Genomic DNA, 15,786 nt, shown 5'->3' with positions numbered 1-15,786 from the left:
TTTTTAAGATCTTAAAGATTTTTGAATTAATTCAGCGGCTAGTTTTCCTGAAATTAACGCAGGCGGAACACCCGGGCCGGGAACAGTTAATTGTCCTGTAAAATATAAGTTACGAACTTTTTTGCTCTTTAGTTTTGGCCGCAAAAAAGCCGTTTGCAATAATGTGTTGGCCATTCCGTAAGCATTTCCTTTGTAGGCATTGTAATCTGCTACAAAATCATTTTTACAGAACGATTCCTTAAATATAATGTTATTTCTAATTTCTTGTTGTGTAAGTCGCTCAAAACGAGTGATTATCTTTTCGAAATAAGCTTCTCTAAGTGCTTCATTATCTTCAATTCCGGGTGCAAGCGGAATTAAGAAAAAACCGGTTTCCATTCCTTCCGGCGCAGCGGTTAAATCTGTTTTAGATGGAAAATTGGCATAGAATAAAGGTTCTGCAGGCCATTTTGGATTATCATAAATATCAACGGCGTGCTGATTAAAATCGGTATCAAAAAATAAAGCGTGATGCGAAATGTTTTCGATTTTTTTATTGAAACCAATAAAAAACAGGAGAGAAGAAGGAGCAAAAATTCGGCTTTCCCAATATTTATCAGAATAAGTACGATGCTCTTTTTCAAGTAAAGTTTCGGTATGTTGATAATCGGCTCCACTTAAAATAATATCGGCTTTTATAATTTCGCCATTAATTATAATTCCTTTTGCAGTTTTGTCTTCAACGATTATTTTTTCAATTGGCGAATTGGTTTTGATGGTAACGCCAAGTTCTAAAGCCAATTTTTCGATTCCGCGTATAACGTCAAACATTCCTGTTTTTGGATGCCAGGTTCCGAGGCCGAAATCGGCATAATTCATAAAATTATAAAATGATGGCGTTTTAGCAGGTTTTGCTCCAAGAAATAAAACCGGAAATTCCAGAATCTGAATGAGTTTTTTGTTTTTGAATTTCCTGCGGATATCTGCGCTGACATTTCCTAAAAACTGATTGAGTTTTAGGGCAGTTTCTTTGGTAATTAATTCAAATGGAGAAACTCCGGGGCGGTAAACCAATTCTTTTATGGCAATATCATAATTGCTTTTGGCTTGGTTGATAAAGGTTTCCAGCTTTTGACCGCTTCCTTTTTCAATTTCTTCAAATGTATTTTTTATTTCTTCGAGATTATCAAAAATGCTGATGAAATCATTTATACCGAAATAAACCCGATAAGCGGGATTCAGTTTTACAAGCTCATAATAATCAGAAGTTTTTTTGTTGAAATCCTGAAAAAAACGCTCAAAAACATCGGGCATCCAGTACCAGCTTGGCCCCATATCGAAGGTAAAACCATCTTTTTTGAATTGTCTGGCGCGACCGCCAATGGTTTGATTTTTTTCAAAAATAGTGACCTTGTTTCCTTGCTGAGCCAAGTAACATGAAGCGGCTAACGATGAAAAGCCTGAACCTATTATTGCTATTGTCTTTGTCATTTGTTTAACAAATATACAAAAACTTTAAACAAAATATTTAAATTGTTTCCATTGTTTCTTCCATCGAATCAAAAATGCGGATTCTTTCTGGTAAAGATTTTTTATCGATATGCTCTACCATTTTACCCATAAGCCAAATTTCGTTGTTTTTTTGGAGTAATTTTTGTCCCATTGACTTGACGTACTGGTTGATAACATTACGATCCGGCTGAATTGTCATAAAAGATACAAAAGTGATATTTTCGAAATGTTTGGTTAAATCCTGCAGATTTTCGATTGGCATACTTTCGCCTAAATAAATGGTTTTGTAGCCTTTAGATAAAATTTCATATTGAAGGTAAAGCAAACCTATTTGATGAATTTCATTTAAAGGAAGCGAAAGAACAAAAATTCTGTCTGTTTTTGTTGGTTTCTGAATTTGAAGACTTTCGGTGTAAATTAAGATTTTCTGTTTAATCAAATGGCTCATAAAATGTTCATTTGCCGGCGTTATCGTTTCTGACTGCCATAATAATCCTAATTCTTTCAGAAGGGGAAGAAAATGTTCTTTGAAAACTTCTTTAAATGTTTTTTCAGAAATAAGCCAGTCAAAAGTGTTGAAAAACAGTTCCTGATCAAAATTCATCATGGCCATTTTAAATGAAGTTATGGCATAGTTTTGAGAATTTTTCTTTGATATAATTTCACGTACTAACTGTGGAATTTTTTCTTCTGGATAGGTTGCGATTTTAGAAATTTTATAACCGTATTCGTGTAATAATGTGATGTTTAAAAGTTTCTGGAGATTCTGGAGATTATAAAGCCTTATGTTGGTATCCGTACGCATTGGTTCTAGAATATTATATCTTTTTTCCCAAATACGAATCGTGTGTGCTTTTATTCCGGATAAATTCTCGAGATCTTTTATACTGAAAACAGTTTTTATGTTGTTTACCATTTCTATACCATTAAGTAAACAAAAGTAAAATAAAATCTCAAAAAACCCGTAAAACTACGTAAAAATGATGCTTTACGAGAAATTTACAGTATCAAACTGATCTAATTTATCTAAATGTAAAATAGTTTTAGAACCATCTTTGCTTCGGTTGTACATGGTTTTAAATTTTGCGCCATAAATTATTTCGTCAAATGTGTATGAAGTTCTGGCGGCCACGGTATTACTGAACATATCATCAAAAGTGGTAATGAAAACCAGAATTTCGCCATGTGTTTTTTTGAAATCTTCTTCGGTAAAATTATATAACGGACTGTTTTCGTTTATGGGATGAACTAATGTCCAGCTCAACGAAAGAGCATTTATACGGTCTAACTCGAGTTCTAAATTGTAAAACTTATTTACTCTTTCGCCGTTTTCTTCAAGGCTCATTCCTAAAGTTACTTTTGCTGTGGCATCGGTAAAATTGGTATTTTTAAAAGGAACAAGGCGTAACATCAAACCTTTAATTTCCCCGTAAGGAGAAATTAAAGCATGATGTGAAAACTTTAAAAAGGCAGTTGGTTTGCTAAATCTTCCAAAAAATAAACCTGTTGCAATGGCAAAACTCAATAAACCAATTAAGGCTTCGGCGGCCGATAAGGCGCTTGTTAAAAATCCGGTTGGACTTATATGTCCGTAACCAACCGTTGTAAACGTTTGTGCACTAAAAAAATAAGCCTGTCCAAATTGTGTTAAAATACTTCCCGAAGGAGCAATTCCGTCAAGATGTTCAATACCTATTACATAATAAATTACGGCAAATATAAAATTGATTACAATGTAAAAAGTAAACAAAATGAGCATGAATTTCCAATTGGGCATATCAATCATGGTATGATACCAGCTGATTCTGCGAAGAATATTCATTCCTCTTTTTTCAATATTCGGAGTTCCGTTTTTGTTTACAAATCTTCCACCGTAACTGCCGGCATTGGTTCCAAATCCTGAATTTTTATCGGTTTGAAGGGTATTGCTTATTTTTCTTATAAGTGACATTTAATTTCTGTCCAAATTATTGTTTGATGATTTTTTTAGTACTCGATCCATTTTCATTAGAAATAGAGATGAAATATATGCCTTTTGGATATAAACTCCAATCTGTTTTTAAAGTATTTGAATCTTGTTTAGACTGATATAATAAATGCCCGGAAACGTCATATATTTTGTAACCTAAAATTGGTTTTTCTGCCTGAATGGTCAAAATATTTTTTACCGGATTTGGATATAAAACCGCACTTTGCAATTCAGGATTTTCTGTTACTGATAAAGTATTGTCAGAAACGGCAGCCCAGCTTGAGGCTAATGCATTGTCTAATTCTGTACTGGTAAGCTGCAGATAACTTCCGTTTCCATCAGCATTTGGCCACGGATTTGCGTTTGAATATTCAACAGTATCAATTGTGTTTCCAAATCCATCGGCTAAAACAATTTTTTGTGATGTATTGGATAAATTACGTGAAAACTGCCCAAAAGCCGTTACGCCGTATTTAGATTCAAAAGTAGTTTTATTGCTTGTAATATAAATAGTTTGATTGGCCGCAAGTGTTGAATTGGCAGGAAATTGATACGAAAGTCCCAATTCTTTTAAATAAACTCCGGTTAGATTTGCGGTTGTGTTTCCGGTATTTTTTATTTCTATGAATTCAAGATCGTTGCTGGTTGGAAAATTTGCTGAAACGCCCGGATTATAATTTATTTTTGTAATTACCAGCGATGGTGTTTCTACATTGCTGCAGGCGCTGAAACTTCCTAACTGACTGTTTATCCATGCAATTCTATTCGATAAAAACAATTTCAGATTGTTAATTTCCACAGCATCATTTGGAATTGTTCCCCATTTTTGATTTTCTCTAATTTTTGCTTCGCTGATATAATTTACAGTTTGGTCTATAAACTGCTCCAGACTGTTATAATTAAAAGGCTGACCTGTTTGCGTAAGTTCGTTCCATCTTTTAGAAAAATAACATTTAAAAGTAGTGTCATTAAACAAATCCTGCCAAAATTTAGCTCCTTCGTTATCTCCGTTAGAAAACTGCCAGACATCGTATTTACTTCGGTCATAACCCCACATAAATAAATCGTTTCCATAAGCTAAGTTAAAATCCCAGATAGGACCTGCACGAAGTTTTCCTTCTTTGTCTTTATGAAAATAAGTACTGAATTGATAACTGTCTACATTTGAAGCCAATTCTGCCAAAAGCATATAATCTATAAAGGAAGGAACATCAATAATAGATGAATAACCCGATGCCAAATCTGTATTGTGTGAGTTTGAAGTAGTTTCAAGATTTAAAAACTGACTTTTTATATAATCGTTTTGCTGTGTGGTAACGTTTTCCGGTTTTGGTAATTCATGAATAAAATCAACAGAACCAATGTAAGACGGCATTGTCCAGGCAATAGGATCACCTCCGGTTGTTTTGTCGGCTTTTGTAATATATCCTCCGCTTACATTTGGAAGTGTATTATCGGTATCAGCCATTTTGATAACGTTTACTCTGTTTACATTCGATTTTATTTTTTCCTGTAAAATGTACAAACCTTTGTATTCATTATTAACTACAACTTCGCAATACACTGTTCTGGTAGCATAATCACCAATTTGACGGGATAAATTATACGATATATAATCACGAATACATGACGGATCAAAAGCTAATGAATTTAAAATCCAGTCATTTTCAACAGGCATTCCCAATAAACTTACATTATTATTGCTGGTATTGTTGGCTTTTAAAGTTGTAAAACCATAAGGTTTTTTTGGAAGTGACTGCGAAGTCGATCCTCGAAGTTCAATGCCAATGCGGCCGTCATAATTTAGATAAGTGCTATTGGTAATATCTGTTAAGTAATTTCGGCTTCCGTCTGGTCTTTTAATGATTTTCATTGTTGCCAAAACTTTCGGATCATCCGGAATTTCAATTGGCTGGTTTGTATTAGGATCAATATCCGTATTAATAACAACAATTGGTAAATTACTATCTGTAAAAGTTTGTGCTTTTATATTGATCGAAAAAAAGAAAATCAATATAATAAAGCAAATTTTGGTTTTGTAATGTTTTGAAAAGTAGTGGTTTATCATAATCAGGTTAGTTTGTAACAAATGTAACAATAACCCGATTACTAAAAAATGTGCCGTATTTTTTTATTAAAATGATAGAAAAAGTAATCTGCAAAGACCTTCTTTTGCAGATTACTTTTTGTTAACACAAATTTGATCTATTATTTACAAAAAGTGCTTCTGTTTTTTATGGCACTTTGACTTCCTAATTCAATTGCTTTTGTAAAATCGCTGCACGAATTTGTTTTGTTGCCAATTTTATTATAAGCTAAACCTCTTAAATTGTAAGCAACATAATCTCTTGGGTTTAAGCCAAGTGATGAGGTACAGTCTTCAATAGCTTCTTTGTATTTTAAGAGCATGAAGTTTACATTGGCGCGTCCGGTAAAGGCATCGGCATTCATGTTGTCTAATTCGATGGTTTTGTCAAAATCAGCCATAGCGCCTTTTAAGTCGTTGAGTTTATATTTTGCGACACCTCGATTTTGATAGGCTTCGACAAACTTAGGACGCATTTTGATGGCTTTTGTGTAATCAGCAATTGCACTTTTGTAATTTCCGGCTGAAGCTTTATTAAAAGCTTTGTTAAAATAAATTTCCGAGGTTTGTGACCACGACGAAAAGCTTATCATAATAAATGATAATAATAGTAGGTTTTTCATAAACTAATTTGGGATTAGTGGTTAATTATTTCCAACGAATTTATGAAAGTTTTGTTTTTGAAAAAGAATTCTTTTGTAAAATAATATTTATGAATTAACAATTAACAATTAACAATTAACAATTATCAATTATCAATTGTTCCTAATAAATATAAAACAACGCCCGGACCAGATTTTACACGATTGATCTTCCAATTGTAATTTTGCGTGTTTTCTAAACTATTTATAAGATCTTTCATTTCTTCTACAGAATAGGTTCTTAACGAAGAAACAATTCCGTCCCACAAAACAAAGAGCGGAACAACGGGAATTAAATAAGTAAAAATAATACGTCCAATTTTAAAAGGTCTGATAAAGGGAGTTGTCAGCAAAACGCTTATTGGAGAAAAAATCATCGCCAGTATGCTTGGAAAACTTCTTTCCTGAACTTCAAAAATGGCAATTGGAGATTTAGAATCTACCGCGTTTTGCAGAATTTGTCTAGCATCGTTTTGTTTAAAGTGATGCAAAGAAAGAAATTGTGTTCTAAGTCCTTTTAATTCTAAAGGAACATTTCTGGCATCTATAGAATCGCTGCTATATTCGAAATTGTCAGCTTGTTTTTTAGTGTATTCAAAAGCGGGAATGTTAGGGAAATAATCTGTTAAGACGATTTTCAAATCCGGGATTTCTTTTTTTAATTCAGAGTTTAACCAAATCAATCCGCCGCCTCCGCCTGAAGCTAAATCAACAATTGTATTGGTATTATTTTTTTTTAATAAATCGATAATTAAAGGAACGGCAGGTTTATACATTCCTGTTTTGTTAGAAAGAAACTGTAAAAAATCGGTAATGTAATTTCTTAAGAAAACCGGAAACCACTGCTGATCTTCAAATTCAAATAAATGTATTCGTGCCATACGTTTATTTTTTAGTGAATAATTTTGGAGAAAATTAGTTGTAATTCATGATGAATTTACAAAAAAATTGGAATGATATATTTAAATTTAAGTTAGAAATAATTGTAAATAATATAGAAGGGCACAAAGAAATTCTTTGCGCCCTTTACATTATTAGTTTTAGTGATTATTCATAAAACTGCATCCATGGTGTCTTTGTGTCAAAATTATCTATTGCCATTATCTTACCATTTTTATACACTCTAATATCAGTAATAGCACCTATGGTACCGATGTTTTTTATATCAAAATCTCTTAACCTATTAAGCCCTGATGGCATTTTTATACTAGTATTTTCAAAGAAGAATTTACCGTCTTTAATATGGAATCGTATAGTCCTGTCTCTTTCGAAAGAATTATTAGTGACTCTATAATCATGCACATAAGTATCTACTACATAGCGATAAGTTTCACCTAAAGTATTTGTAAAGACAGTTTCTTTGTTTAGTCCTTCCATAGGAACAGTACAGCTCATAGATTTATTAATTCCTCCATAATTACCATTCCATAAGTTTAATTGAAGTCCTTTTGCGGTATTAGCCGGATAAGTAGTGTTTTTACTGGATTCTATTCTTATTCTTACCTCAAAAGTAAAATCTCCATCTATATCAATTCCTTCATTATTAGCAGGTATATGATAACCTAAAACTAAGGTTGGATTAATATATTGCTCAAAATAAGGTATTACAGAACTGTTATTCCAATAAAATTCACCATTTTTTATAAATGGTGCCGGCTGACCCATAGGAAAATGAATATTGTCGGCTGGAGAGCTCACATCCTTACCTATGTAAATAAAAGGTTTGTCGGTTGTTCTATATGTCAATGGATTATCTTTTTGTATTACATAAACATCGCCATGCATGGCTTCATCTATTTTGCTGTATGTAGCCCAGATATATCCATTTTCTCCCCAATTTGATCCCCAAGAATTAAGAAGCCTAAAGGCTTGTTTTTCATCGTCGTAACCAGTTAAAACAACGGCATGATTTCCATAAAAAGCAGAATTGTTTTTATCCCATAAACGGATGGAGCTGGAAACAAAGTCTCTATCAATCTCCATTCCTATAATTACAGGGTTTCCTTTTGCAATTTGTCTTTTCATATCTTCGATTGTTCCTCTAAAGCCATCTGGTGTTCTTATTACAGCATAGTCAAATATTCTGTTTTTTGCTGCATTATTTTGTTGAGAAGCATTAGGTAGAACGCCACAGTTTACGTATCCCATATCAGTATAGCTAGGAGTTCCTTCTGTTTTTAATGCATCTAATGCTTCCCAAAAATAAACACCATCATTACAAGTATTTTTATCTTCTTTATACTTTTCATATATATAATCTCCACTAGGGTAAATACTAAAGTCTGGACTTCCATCGACTAATGTTTTCGATTCACTTTTTAATAAAGTAATAGCATGGGCAATTGAATAAGGAACGCAAGACCCTTTTGAACGTTGGTTAAGGGCGACTGGTAGTTCTGGTAGTTCGTAGCGTGCAGGAATTGCCTCTTTTCTTGTAAGTGAAGATGTTTTTAAAGTTCTAAGCTGCGCCAGCTGTTCAGGAGTAGAAGGAATATATCCCGTTGCTCTTTCTTCTTCAATTAAATTGCTGTCATTTTTTGCATTTAACGGAAGTTCATCTTTCTGACAAGAATGAATCAATAACAATGCGCAAAATGCTCCTGCTAATTTTAAAAATTTTGTTTTCATAAAAAAGTATTAATTAATTTGATTAGCAGCTAATATAGTAATTGTCTTATAAATTTATATTAAATAGTAGTCTTTAGTTTACAAAAAAATAATGTTAAAATTATTTTTAAACCAAACATTGATAAGGAAAATTAAAAAAGAATTAGGAAAGGCAGTAATTAAGTTTTTAGCTGTCTGATATTTGAAATAATTCAAAAAAATCAAATAATAACTGAAACCTGATAAATAATAATTGATGTTAAAATAGTAGAAAACATATTATACATTTGTTTCACAACAAGCAAATTAAAAAATAGTGAGTCAAAAATTACGTCAAATAATTTTCTTTTTCTTCTTTTTTACATGGCAGATTTCGAATGCTCAAAACGTGCAGATCGACAGCCTGAAAAGAGTGCTGCAGTATACTAAAATTGATACTTCAAAAATCAATCAGTATAATAAAATTGCCGATTTATATAAAGAAATCGATCCAGATTCGACCTTGTTTTTTGCTCAAAAAGCGGCAAATCTAAGTTTGAAATTCAATTATACTTTCGGACTTGCTACTGCATATGTTAATAAAGGAAATGCGTCGATCATTTTAGGAAATTACCCAACAGCATTGCAATTTTTCAAAAAAGCACAGTCCGAATTTAAAAAAGTGCTGGAAGATGATTCAAGTAAGAAAGCAAAAAGCGGTTTGGCGCGTTCTTATGCAAGTTCCGGCGTAGTATATTCTGAGCAGAGCAATCAGATTTTGGCATTGAAAAATTATGAAGAAGCCTTAAAACTGTATCAGGAAATCGATGAACAGGCGAGTGTTTCTAAAACACTGAATAATATCGGAATTATTTATAAATCGCAGCAAAACTATTCCAAAGCATTAGAATACTTAAAAAAAGCATCCAAAATACAGTCGGCATTAGGAGAACAAAATGCAGCTGTTACTTTGACGAATATTGGTGCCATTTATTTTGAAACGGGACAAAATAAAAATGCTCTTTTGTATTATGAAAAAGCTAAGAAACTTTTTGAAGCCAATGACAATAAACGCGGCTTTGCGCTTTTGTGTAATTATTTGGGCGATTATTATAACAAAGAAAACAATGTAAATCTTGCTAATGAATATTATACAAAATCACTGAATTTATATGAGGAATTGCAGAATAAATTTGGTGCTTCTCTTTCTTTATACAATATTGCCGGTCTGCTTCAAAATCAAAAAAAATACAAAGAAGCAATGCCTTTTGCTCAAAAGTCACTTGATTATGCAAAAGAAATTGGAGTTCTGGATCAAACTTATCATTCTGAAAAATTGCTGAGCGAATTATATGAAGCTCTAAATGATTCAAAAGCTGCTCTATTGCATTATAAAAATTATGTTGCAGCACGAGATAGCATTATTAATGAAGCAACCAGTCAGAAATTTGCTTTGGCTGAAGTGAATTATGAGTACAGAAAAAAAGAAGCTTTGCTGTCTGAAAAAAATAAAAGACAGATTCAGTTTGTCATTTTCTCGATTTTAGGTGCATTGCTTTTAATAGCGCTGATTCTCGTAATTTATAACAGAATGCAGGTAAAACGCCAGCTTACACTTAAAAAAGAAGTTGCCGAATATGAACAGAAAGCACTGCATTTGCAAATGAATCCGCATTTTGTATTTAATTGTCTGAGTTCGATTTCGAGTTTTATAGTTCAAAACGGAACGGATTCTGCCTTAAAATATCTTTCAAAATTTTCTAAGTTGATGCGTTTGACGCTCGAATATTCTAAAGGTTCTTTGATTCCGATTGATAAAGAAATTGAAAGTCTGCAGAATTATCTTGAATTAGAAAAACTGCGTTTTCATGACAAATTTGAGTTTGAAATACGATCAAGCGATAAGGTTGAATTTAATATGGGACTTCCGCCGCTGCTGATTCAGCCTTTTGTTGAAAATGCCATTCTTCACGGAATTGTTCCCAAAGAAGGAACCGGAAAAATTGAGGTTGATTTTGATGTAGAAGGAGAGAAGCTGATTTGTACGATTACCGATGACGGAATTGGTTTATCTGAATCGAAACATTTAAAAGAAAACTCGGTTACAGCACATAAATCAATGGCTTTGGGAATTACCAAAAAGCGTTTGGAAATTATGGAATCTATAACTTCAAAATCGGCACAAATAGAAATAATTGAATTACAATCAGAAAATAAAAAAACAGGAACAAAAGTCGTTTTACGTCTTCCTGTTCAATACATACCCTAATTTTTAATAAATGATAACAGCAGTATTAATTGAGGACGACAAACATTTGCGAACAGGTCTAAAAGCGCTTTTAGAACGTTATACAAATGATATTTTGATTATTGGCGAAGCCGAAAGTGTAAAAACCGGAATTGCCGTTATTGAAAAATTAAGGCCTCAGGTTATTTTTCTGGATATTCATTTGACCGACGGAACCGGTTTTGATATTCTGGAAAGATTAAATAAAGTAAACGGAAAACTAAATGCTCACATCGTATTTATCACTGCGCATGAACAATACGCTCTCAAAGCATTTAAATTTAGTGCACTTGATTTTATCCTGAAACCTGTTGATCCGGAAGAATTGCAGGATACGATGGCGAAAATTAAAGAAGCCGTTGGGAAAAATAATTCTTTTGAAAACATTGATTTACTGCTCGAAAACATCCGAAAAAAAGTAGACAATTTTAAACGAATTGCACTTTCTACCAGTGATGGTATTCATTTATTTGAAGTTTCGGATATCATTCGCTGTGAAGCAAAAATTAATTACACGCAGTTTTTTATTAAAAATCACAAGCCCATATTGATTTCTAAAACGCTTAAAGAATACGAAGAATTATTGTCTGAACATGGTTTTGAGCGTATTCATCAATCGCATTTAATCAATTTAGCTTATCTGAAATCGTACATTAAAACAGATGGCGGTTATGTGATTATGGCTGATAATTCGAATATTCCGATCGCTCAGAGCAAAAAAGAAAAATTACAGGAATTAATTAATGCTCTTTAATTATTTATCCCAAACAACCAAAAACAATCATTAGTTATGAGAAAAAAACTACCTATATTTTTATTGTTTTTCACCGTTATGCTGAAAGCTCAGGTTCTGACTTTTGCTGACCCAACATTAAAAAACATGTTGGTAAATGGCGGTGCGGCAAACTTTACGGCTTATTCTGGCGGCCTGGCTGTTACCAGAATTGATACTAATTTTGATAATCAGATTCAGGTTTCAGAAGCGGCTTTGATCGATAAACTCTGGATTGAAGGGACCAATGCAAACTTGGTAACGAATATTCAGGGAATTGAAGGTTTTACCAATGTGACCGAATTAGGTTTTAACGGAATCAGCACGACTTCGATTAATTTAACCGGGATGCCAAATTTGAAGACGATTTACGTTAAAAGTCCAACTTTGACAACGGCAACAGTTTCTGGAATGAACGGTTTAACGACGGTTACTTTTATGGAAAATCCGTTGTTGACCACTTTGAATATTTCAAATAGTTCTAGTCTTTCTAATATCGTAGCGCAGCAAAATCCTGTTTTGTCAGCTTTTAATGCAAGTAATCTTTCCGGTTTGACACAATTATATTTAGAAGATAATGTTTTAACAGATTTAGATTTAACAGGCTGTCCGAATCTGGGATATTTTAATGCGGTAAATAATAAACTGACAACAATAGATGTTTCGGGATTAACAAAGCTTACTACTTTTTTAATAACAGATAATCTAACTTTAGAAAGTATAAATGCTTCAGGCTGCACCTTGTTAAATTTTCCGCAGTCAACTTTTGATTTAAATCGATTATTAAAAACTGCTGATTTCTCAAACTGTTCAAGTTTAGTAAATCTTCAAATTACGGATAATGATCTGCTGACATCTTTGGATTTGTCAGGCTGTAGCGCGCTTCAGATTTTATATTTGTCTAGTAATGCGTTGACTAATTTAAATCTTACAGGATGTTCTGCACTTTTAAATCTTAACTGTAACAGTAACCAGTTAACTGCATTAGATTTAAGTTCCTCTCCAAACCTTACAGATCTCAGAGCACAATCAAATTCTATCTCAAATTTAAATCTAACCGGAGCTGTTAATTTGAAAAATGTTTATCTGAATACAAATCAGATTCCGTCATTAAATCTTTCAGGAAATACGAATTTAGAAATTATAGAAATAGATAGTAACCCAACGGCGACTCTTAATTTCTCAGGATGTACCAATTTGAAAACACTACTTATTCAAAATAATCCTGTTGTAAATGGTGATTTTTCAAATTGCAGTTCACTTAAAATTATCACCAATACCAGTACTGTATTGAATTCAATTAATGTTCAGGGCTGCAGTGCGCTTGAAACGCTAACTCTTGCCGGAACAAATGTTCAAAAAGCACCTTTAACTTCGCTTAACCTGTCAGGATTAAGTAAATTAAATATTTTAGATTGCAGTTATAATAATTTAAATTCAATTGATTTAACAAATTGTAGTTTGCTGGCAAATGTGTTTTTTTCTGATATTCCTTTAGCATCTGTAGATTTCTCAGATTCGCCAAATGTCAAAATTTTAAATGTTTCAAAAACGGGATTGCAAAATATTGATGTTTCTGGTTTTTCGGCTTTACAATCTTTGACAGCAAATGATAATCCAAATTTAAAAATGGTGTTTGCAAAAAACGGACGTGATGAAGATTTGTATATTAATTCAGGAAATACAAGTTTAATTTTTGTGTGTCAGGATGATGCAAATGTGGCAGAAACAAAAAGCTATTTAACTGGTATAGGTTTGTCTAATGTGGTTGTAAACTCATATTGCAGTTTTAATCCGGGTGGAAATTACAATACAATAACAGGAACAATCGCTTTTGATGTAGATAACAATGGCTGTGATGCAGCAGATTCTAAACAAGCAAATGTCAAAGTGAATTTAATCGATGGATCTGCCATAAGCTCAACTTTTACAGATGCAAATGGGAAATATACTTTTTTTACCGATGCAGGAAATTTCAATGTGTTAACTTCGATTGAAAACCCAACTTTCTTTACTGTTTCTCCAACAACGCCTTCAGTTTCTTTTGCAGACAATAACAATAACACAGCAGTGCAAAACTTTTGCGTAAGCGCTTTAGGAACAAACAGCGATGCAGAAATCGTAATTGCGCCCATTTATCCTGCAAAACCGGGATTTATGGCCTGGTATGAGATTTTGATACGAAATAAAGGAAATCAAACCTTAAACGGAACTGTAGATTTTACATACAATCAAAATATACTGCATTACGGAATTGCTACTTTGGCGCCAAATGTACAAACGCCAGGTGTTTTAGGCTGGAATTATTCAAATTTACTGCCTTTTGAAAGCAGAAGAATTTATGTGGGATTAAATGTAAATTCTCCGGTTCAGAGTCCGCCGGCTAATATTGGAGATATTTTAAACTTTACAGCAACGATAAATCCAATTGCAGGAGATATTATTCCGGCAGATAATCAATTTGTCTTTAATCAGGAAATAATAGGTTCATTTGATCCAAATGATATTACGTGTTTAGAAGGTGAGAGCGTTTCGCCGTCAACAATTGGAGATTATCTGCACTACGGAATCAATTTTGAAAATACAGGAACTGCCGAAGCTGAAAATGTAGTGGTAAAAGTAGTTATTGATAAAACGAAATATGATATTAATTCACTTCAGCTTTTAGATGCATCACATTCTGTAAATGTTGTGGTTAAAGGAAATGTTGCTGAATTTATTTTTGCGAAAATCAATTTGAGCGTTTCCAAAACACCTCCGGTTGGTGGCCACGGAAATATCTTATTTAAGATAAAAACACAGCCTTCGCTTAATTCAGGAGATGAGGTTGAAAAACAAGCGGATATTTATTTTGATTATAATGAAGCAGTTGAAACCAATACTGCTGAAACCATTTTTAAATCATTAGGAAATAAAGATTTTGATACCGATAAAAGTGTTAGTGTTTACCCAAATCCAACAAAAGAGGAGGTATTTATAAACTGTGATAATACATTAAAATTAATTGAATTATTTGATGTGCAGGGAAGAATACTTCAAACGGTAATTGAAAACAAGAACAGTTCAAAAATTAATCTTTCAGACCAATCAAACGGATTGTATTTCGTTAGAATAACTTCAGAAAAAGGAAAATCTGTAGAAAAGATAATTAAGAAATAAATTTAGGTGCTGGATTTGATTCTGGTTTTAAAAAGCCTTTCAAAGTTTTAAGACTTTGAGAGGCTTTTTTATAAAATCAATATTGTTATGAAATAGATAATAATTCACTTTAGAAGATTTTTATGAAGTAAATTATAATGCTGTTAAGGTTATTAGTAATAGAAAAAAAATATTTATTTTTCTATTATTAATGTAGGGAACATTTCTTTTAATTTATTTAGATCTCTTTCAGATTTATCATTTATTTCAAAAGTTTCGTCTTTTTTAAAATTTATTTCTCCAATATATTTTATTTTCCCGCTTTGTATTTCAAAAGGAAAATCGATTGGATATGTTAAATATGTATATTGCTGTACTCCATGATGAACGACTTTCCTGCCAAAAAAAGAATATTTCCCTTTTGGTTTTTTAATTTTAAAATAATGTACGGCTTTATATTCATCAAATAAGTCTGGTTCATAGTGAACATAGAAAGTTTGCGGAGGCACAATTTTTATTATATCGAACTTTTTTTCGTCAGTTTCATTCTGTTGACTGTAATAGAGATATACTCCGTTAGCATAATTTCTTTTGTCTATAGAAATAGCACCAATAACAATTCCTTCATCATTAGTCATTTCTAAATCATTAGGTATTTCTTTTGAAGGGAGCTTTACACTTGTACATGAGTTAAAGATAAATGCTAAGCATAATATTAAATGTATTTGTAGTATTTCATTAGTCTCTTGGTGTTAATTATATTTAATTACAAATAGTAAACAGGGAATCATTTTAATTTTATTAAACGAATGTAAG

11 protein-coding genes are annotated in these 15,786 nt (G+C 32.4%); 3 read left to right on the top strand and 8 right to left on the bottom strand.

The window, feature by feature from the left end; all coding sequences use genetic code 11:
• Window positions 1-3 precede the first annotated feature (3 nt).
• The 7 genes from crtI to ABDW27_RS07375 all read right to left on the bottom strand — a co-directional run bounded on the left by crtI (window position 4) and on the right by ABDW27_RS07375 (window position 8,815).
• On the bottom strand, window positions 4-1,470 hold the full coding sequence (crtI, locus tag ABDW27_RS07405) for a phytoene desaturase family protein (protein ID WP_343695312.1): 1,467 nt from the start codon (window positions 1,468-1,470) through the stop codon (window positions 4-6).
• A gap of 37 nt (window positions 1,471-1,507) precedes the next feature.
• A complete protein-coding gene (locus ABDW27_RS07400; RefSeq protein ID WP_343695311.1) occupies window positions 1,508-2,407 on the bottom strand; it encodes a MerR family transcriptional regulator in 900 nt (299 codons plus the stop codon).
• Window positions 2,408-2,479: 72 nt separating this feature from the next.
• Window positions 2,480-3,442, bottom strand: a complete 963-nt coding sequence (locus tag ABDW27_RS07395; protein WP_343695310.1) for an ion channel — start codon at window positions 3,440-3,442, stop codon at window positions 2,480-2,482.
• A 16-nt stretch (window positions 3,443-3,458) separates the two neighbouring features.
• A complete protein-coding gene (locus tag ABDW27_RS07390; RefSeq protein WP_343695309.1) occupies window positions 3,459-5,528 on the bottom strand; it encodes a CotH kinase family protein in 2,070 nt (689 codons plus the stop codon).
• A 140-nt stretch (window positions 5,529-5,668) separates the two neighbouring features.
• Entirely contained in the window at window positions 5,669-6,169 is a 501-nt protein-coding gene (locus tag ABDW27_RS07385; RefSeq protein ID WP_343695308.1) for a tetratricopeptide repeat protein, read from the bottom strand.
• Between the two features lie 125 nt (window positions 6,170-6,294).
• Complete coding sequence (locus ABDW27_RS07380; protein WP_343695307.1) at window positions 6,295-7,068, bottom strand: hypothetical protein; 774 nt, start codon at window positions 7,066-7,068, stop codon at window positions 6,295-6,297.
• Between the two features lie 166 nt (window positions 7,069-7,234).
• Window positions 7,235-8,815, bottom strand: coding sequence for a C1 family peptidase (locus ABDW27_RS07375; RefSeq protein ID WP_343695306.1), 1,581 nt, complete (start codon window positions 8,813-8,815; stop codon window positions 7,235-7,237).
• A gap of 295 nt (window positions 8,816-9,110) precedes the next feature.
• On the opposite strand from ABDW27_RS07375, the gene ABDW27_RS07370 reads away from it, so the two are divergent.
• From ABDW27_RS07370 to ABDW27_RS07360, 3 genes are read left to right on the top strand one after another with little or no spacing between them, the layout of a single operon-like run.
• On the top strand, window positions 9,111-11,042 hold the full coding sequence (locus tag ABDW27_RS07370) for a tetratricopeptide repeat protein (RefSeq protein WP_343695305.1): 1,932 nt from the start codon (window positions 9,111-9,113) through the stop codon (window positions 11,040-11,042).
• Between the two features lie 10 nt (window positions 11,043-11,052).
• Complete coding sequence (locus ABDW27_RS07365; RefSeq protein WP_343695304.1) at window positions 11,053-11,814, top strand: LytTR family DNA-binding domain-containing protein; 762 nt, start codon at window positions 11,053-11,055, stop codon at window positions 11,812-11,814.
• A gap of 36 nt (window positions 11,815-11,850) precedes the next feature.
• Complete coding sequence (locus tag ABDW27_RS07360) at window positions 11,851-14,991, top strand: T9SS type A sorting domain-containing protein (RefSeq protein ID WP_343695303.1); 3,141 nt, start codon at window positions 11,851-11,853, stop codon at window positions 14,989-14,991.
• Window positions 14,992-15,164: 173 nt separating this feature from the next.
• Here ABDW27_RS07360 and ABDW27_RS07355 read toward each other — a convergent pair whose 3' ends face one another.
• The gene (locus tag ABDW27_RS07355) at window positions 15,165-15,608 is read right to left on the bottom strand and encodes a hypothetical protein (protein WP_343695302.1); all 444 of its coding nucleotides are present in this window, start codon (window positions 15,606-15,608) and stop codon (window positions 15,165-15,167) included.
• Between the last annotated feature and the right edge of the window lie 178 nt (window positions 15,609-15,786).

The organism is Flavobacterium sp. (assembly GCF_039595935.1).
GTDB lineage: Bacteria > Bacteroidota > Bacteroidia > Flavobacteriales > Flavobacteriaceae > Flavobacterium.
This window is presented reverse-complemented; position numbering and strand designations above follow the sequence as displayed.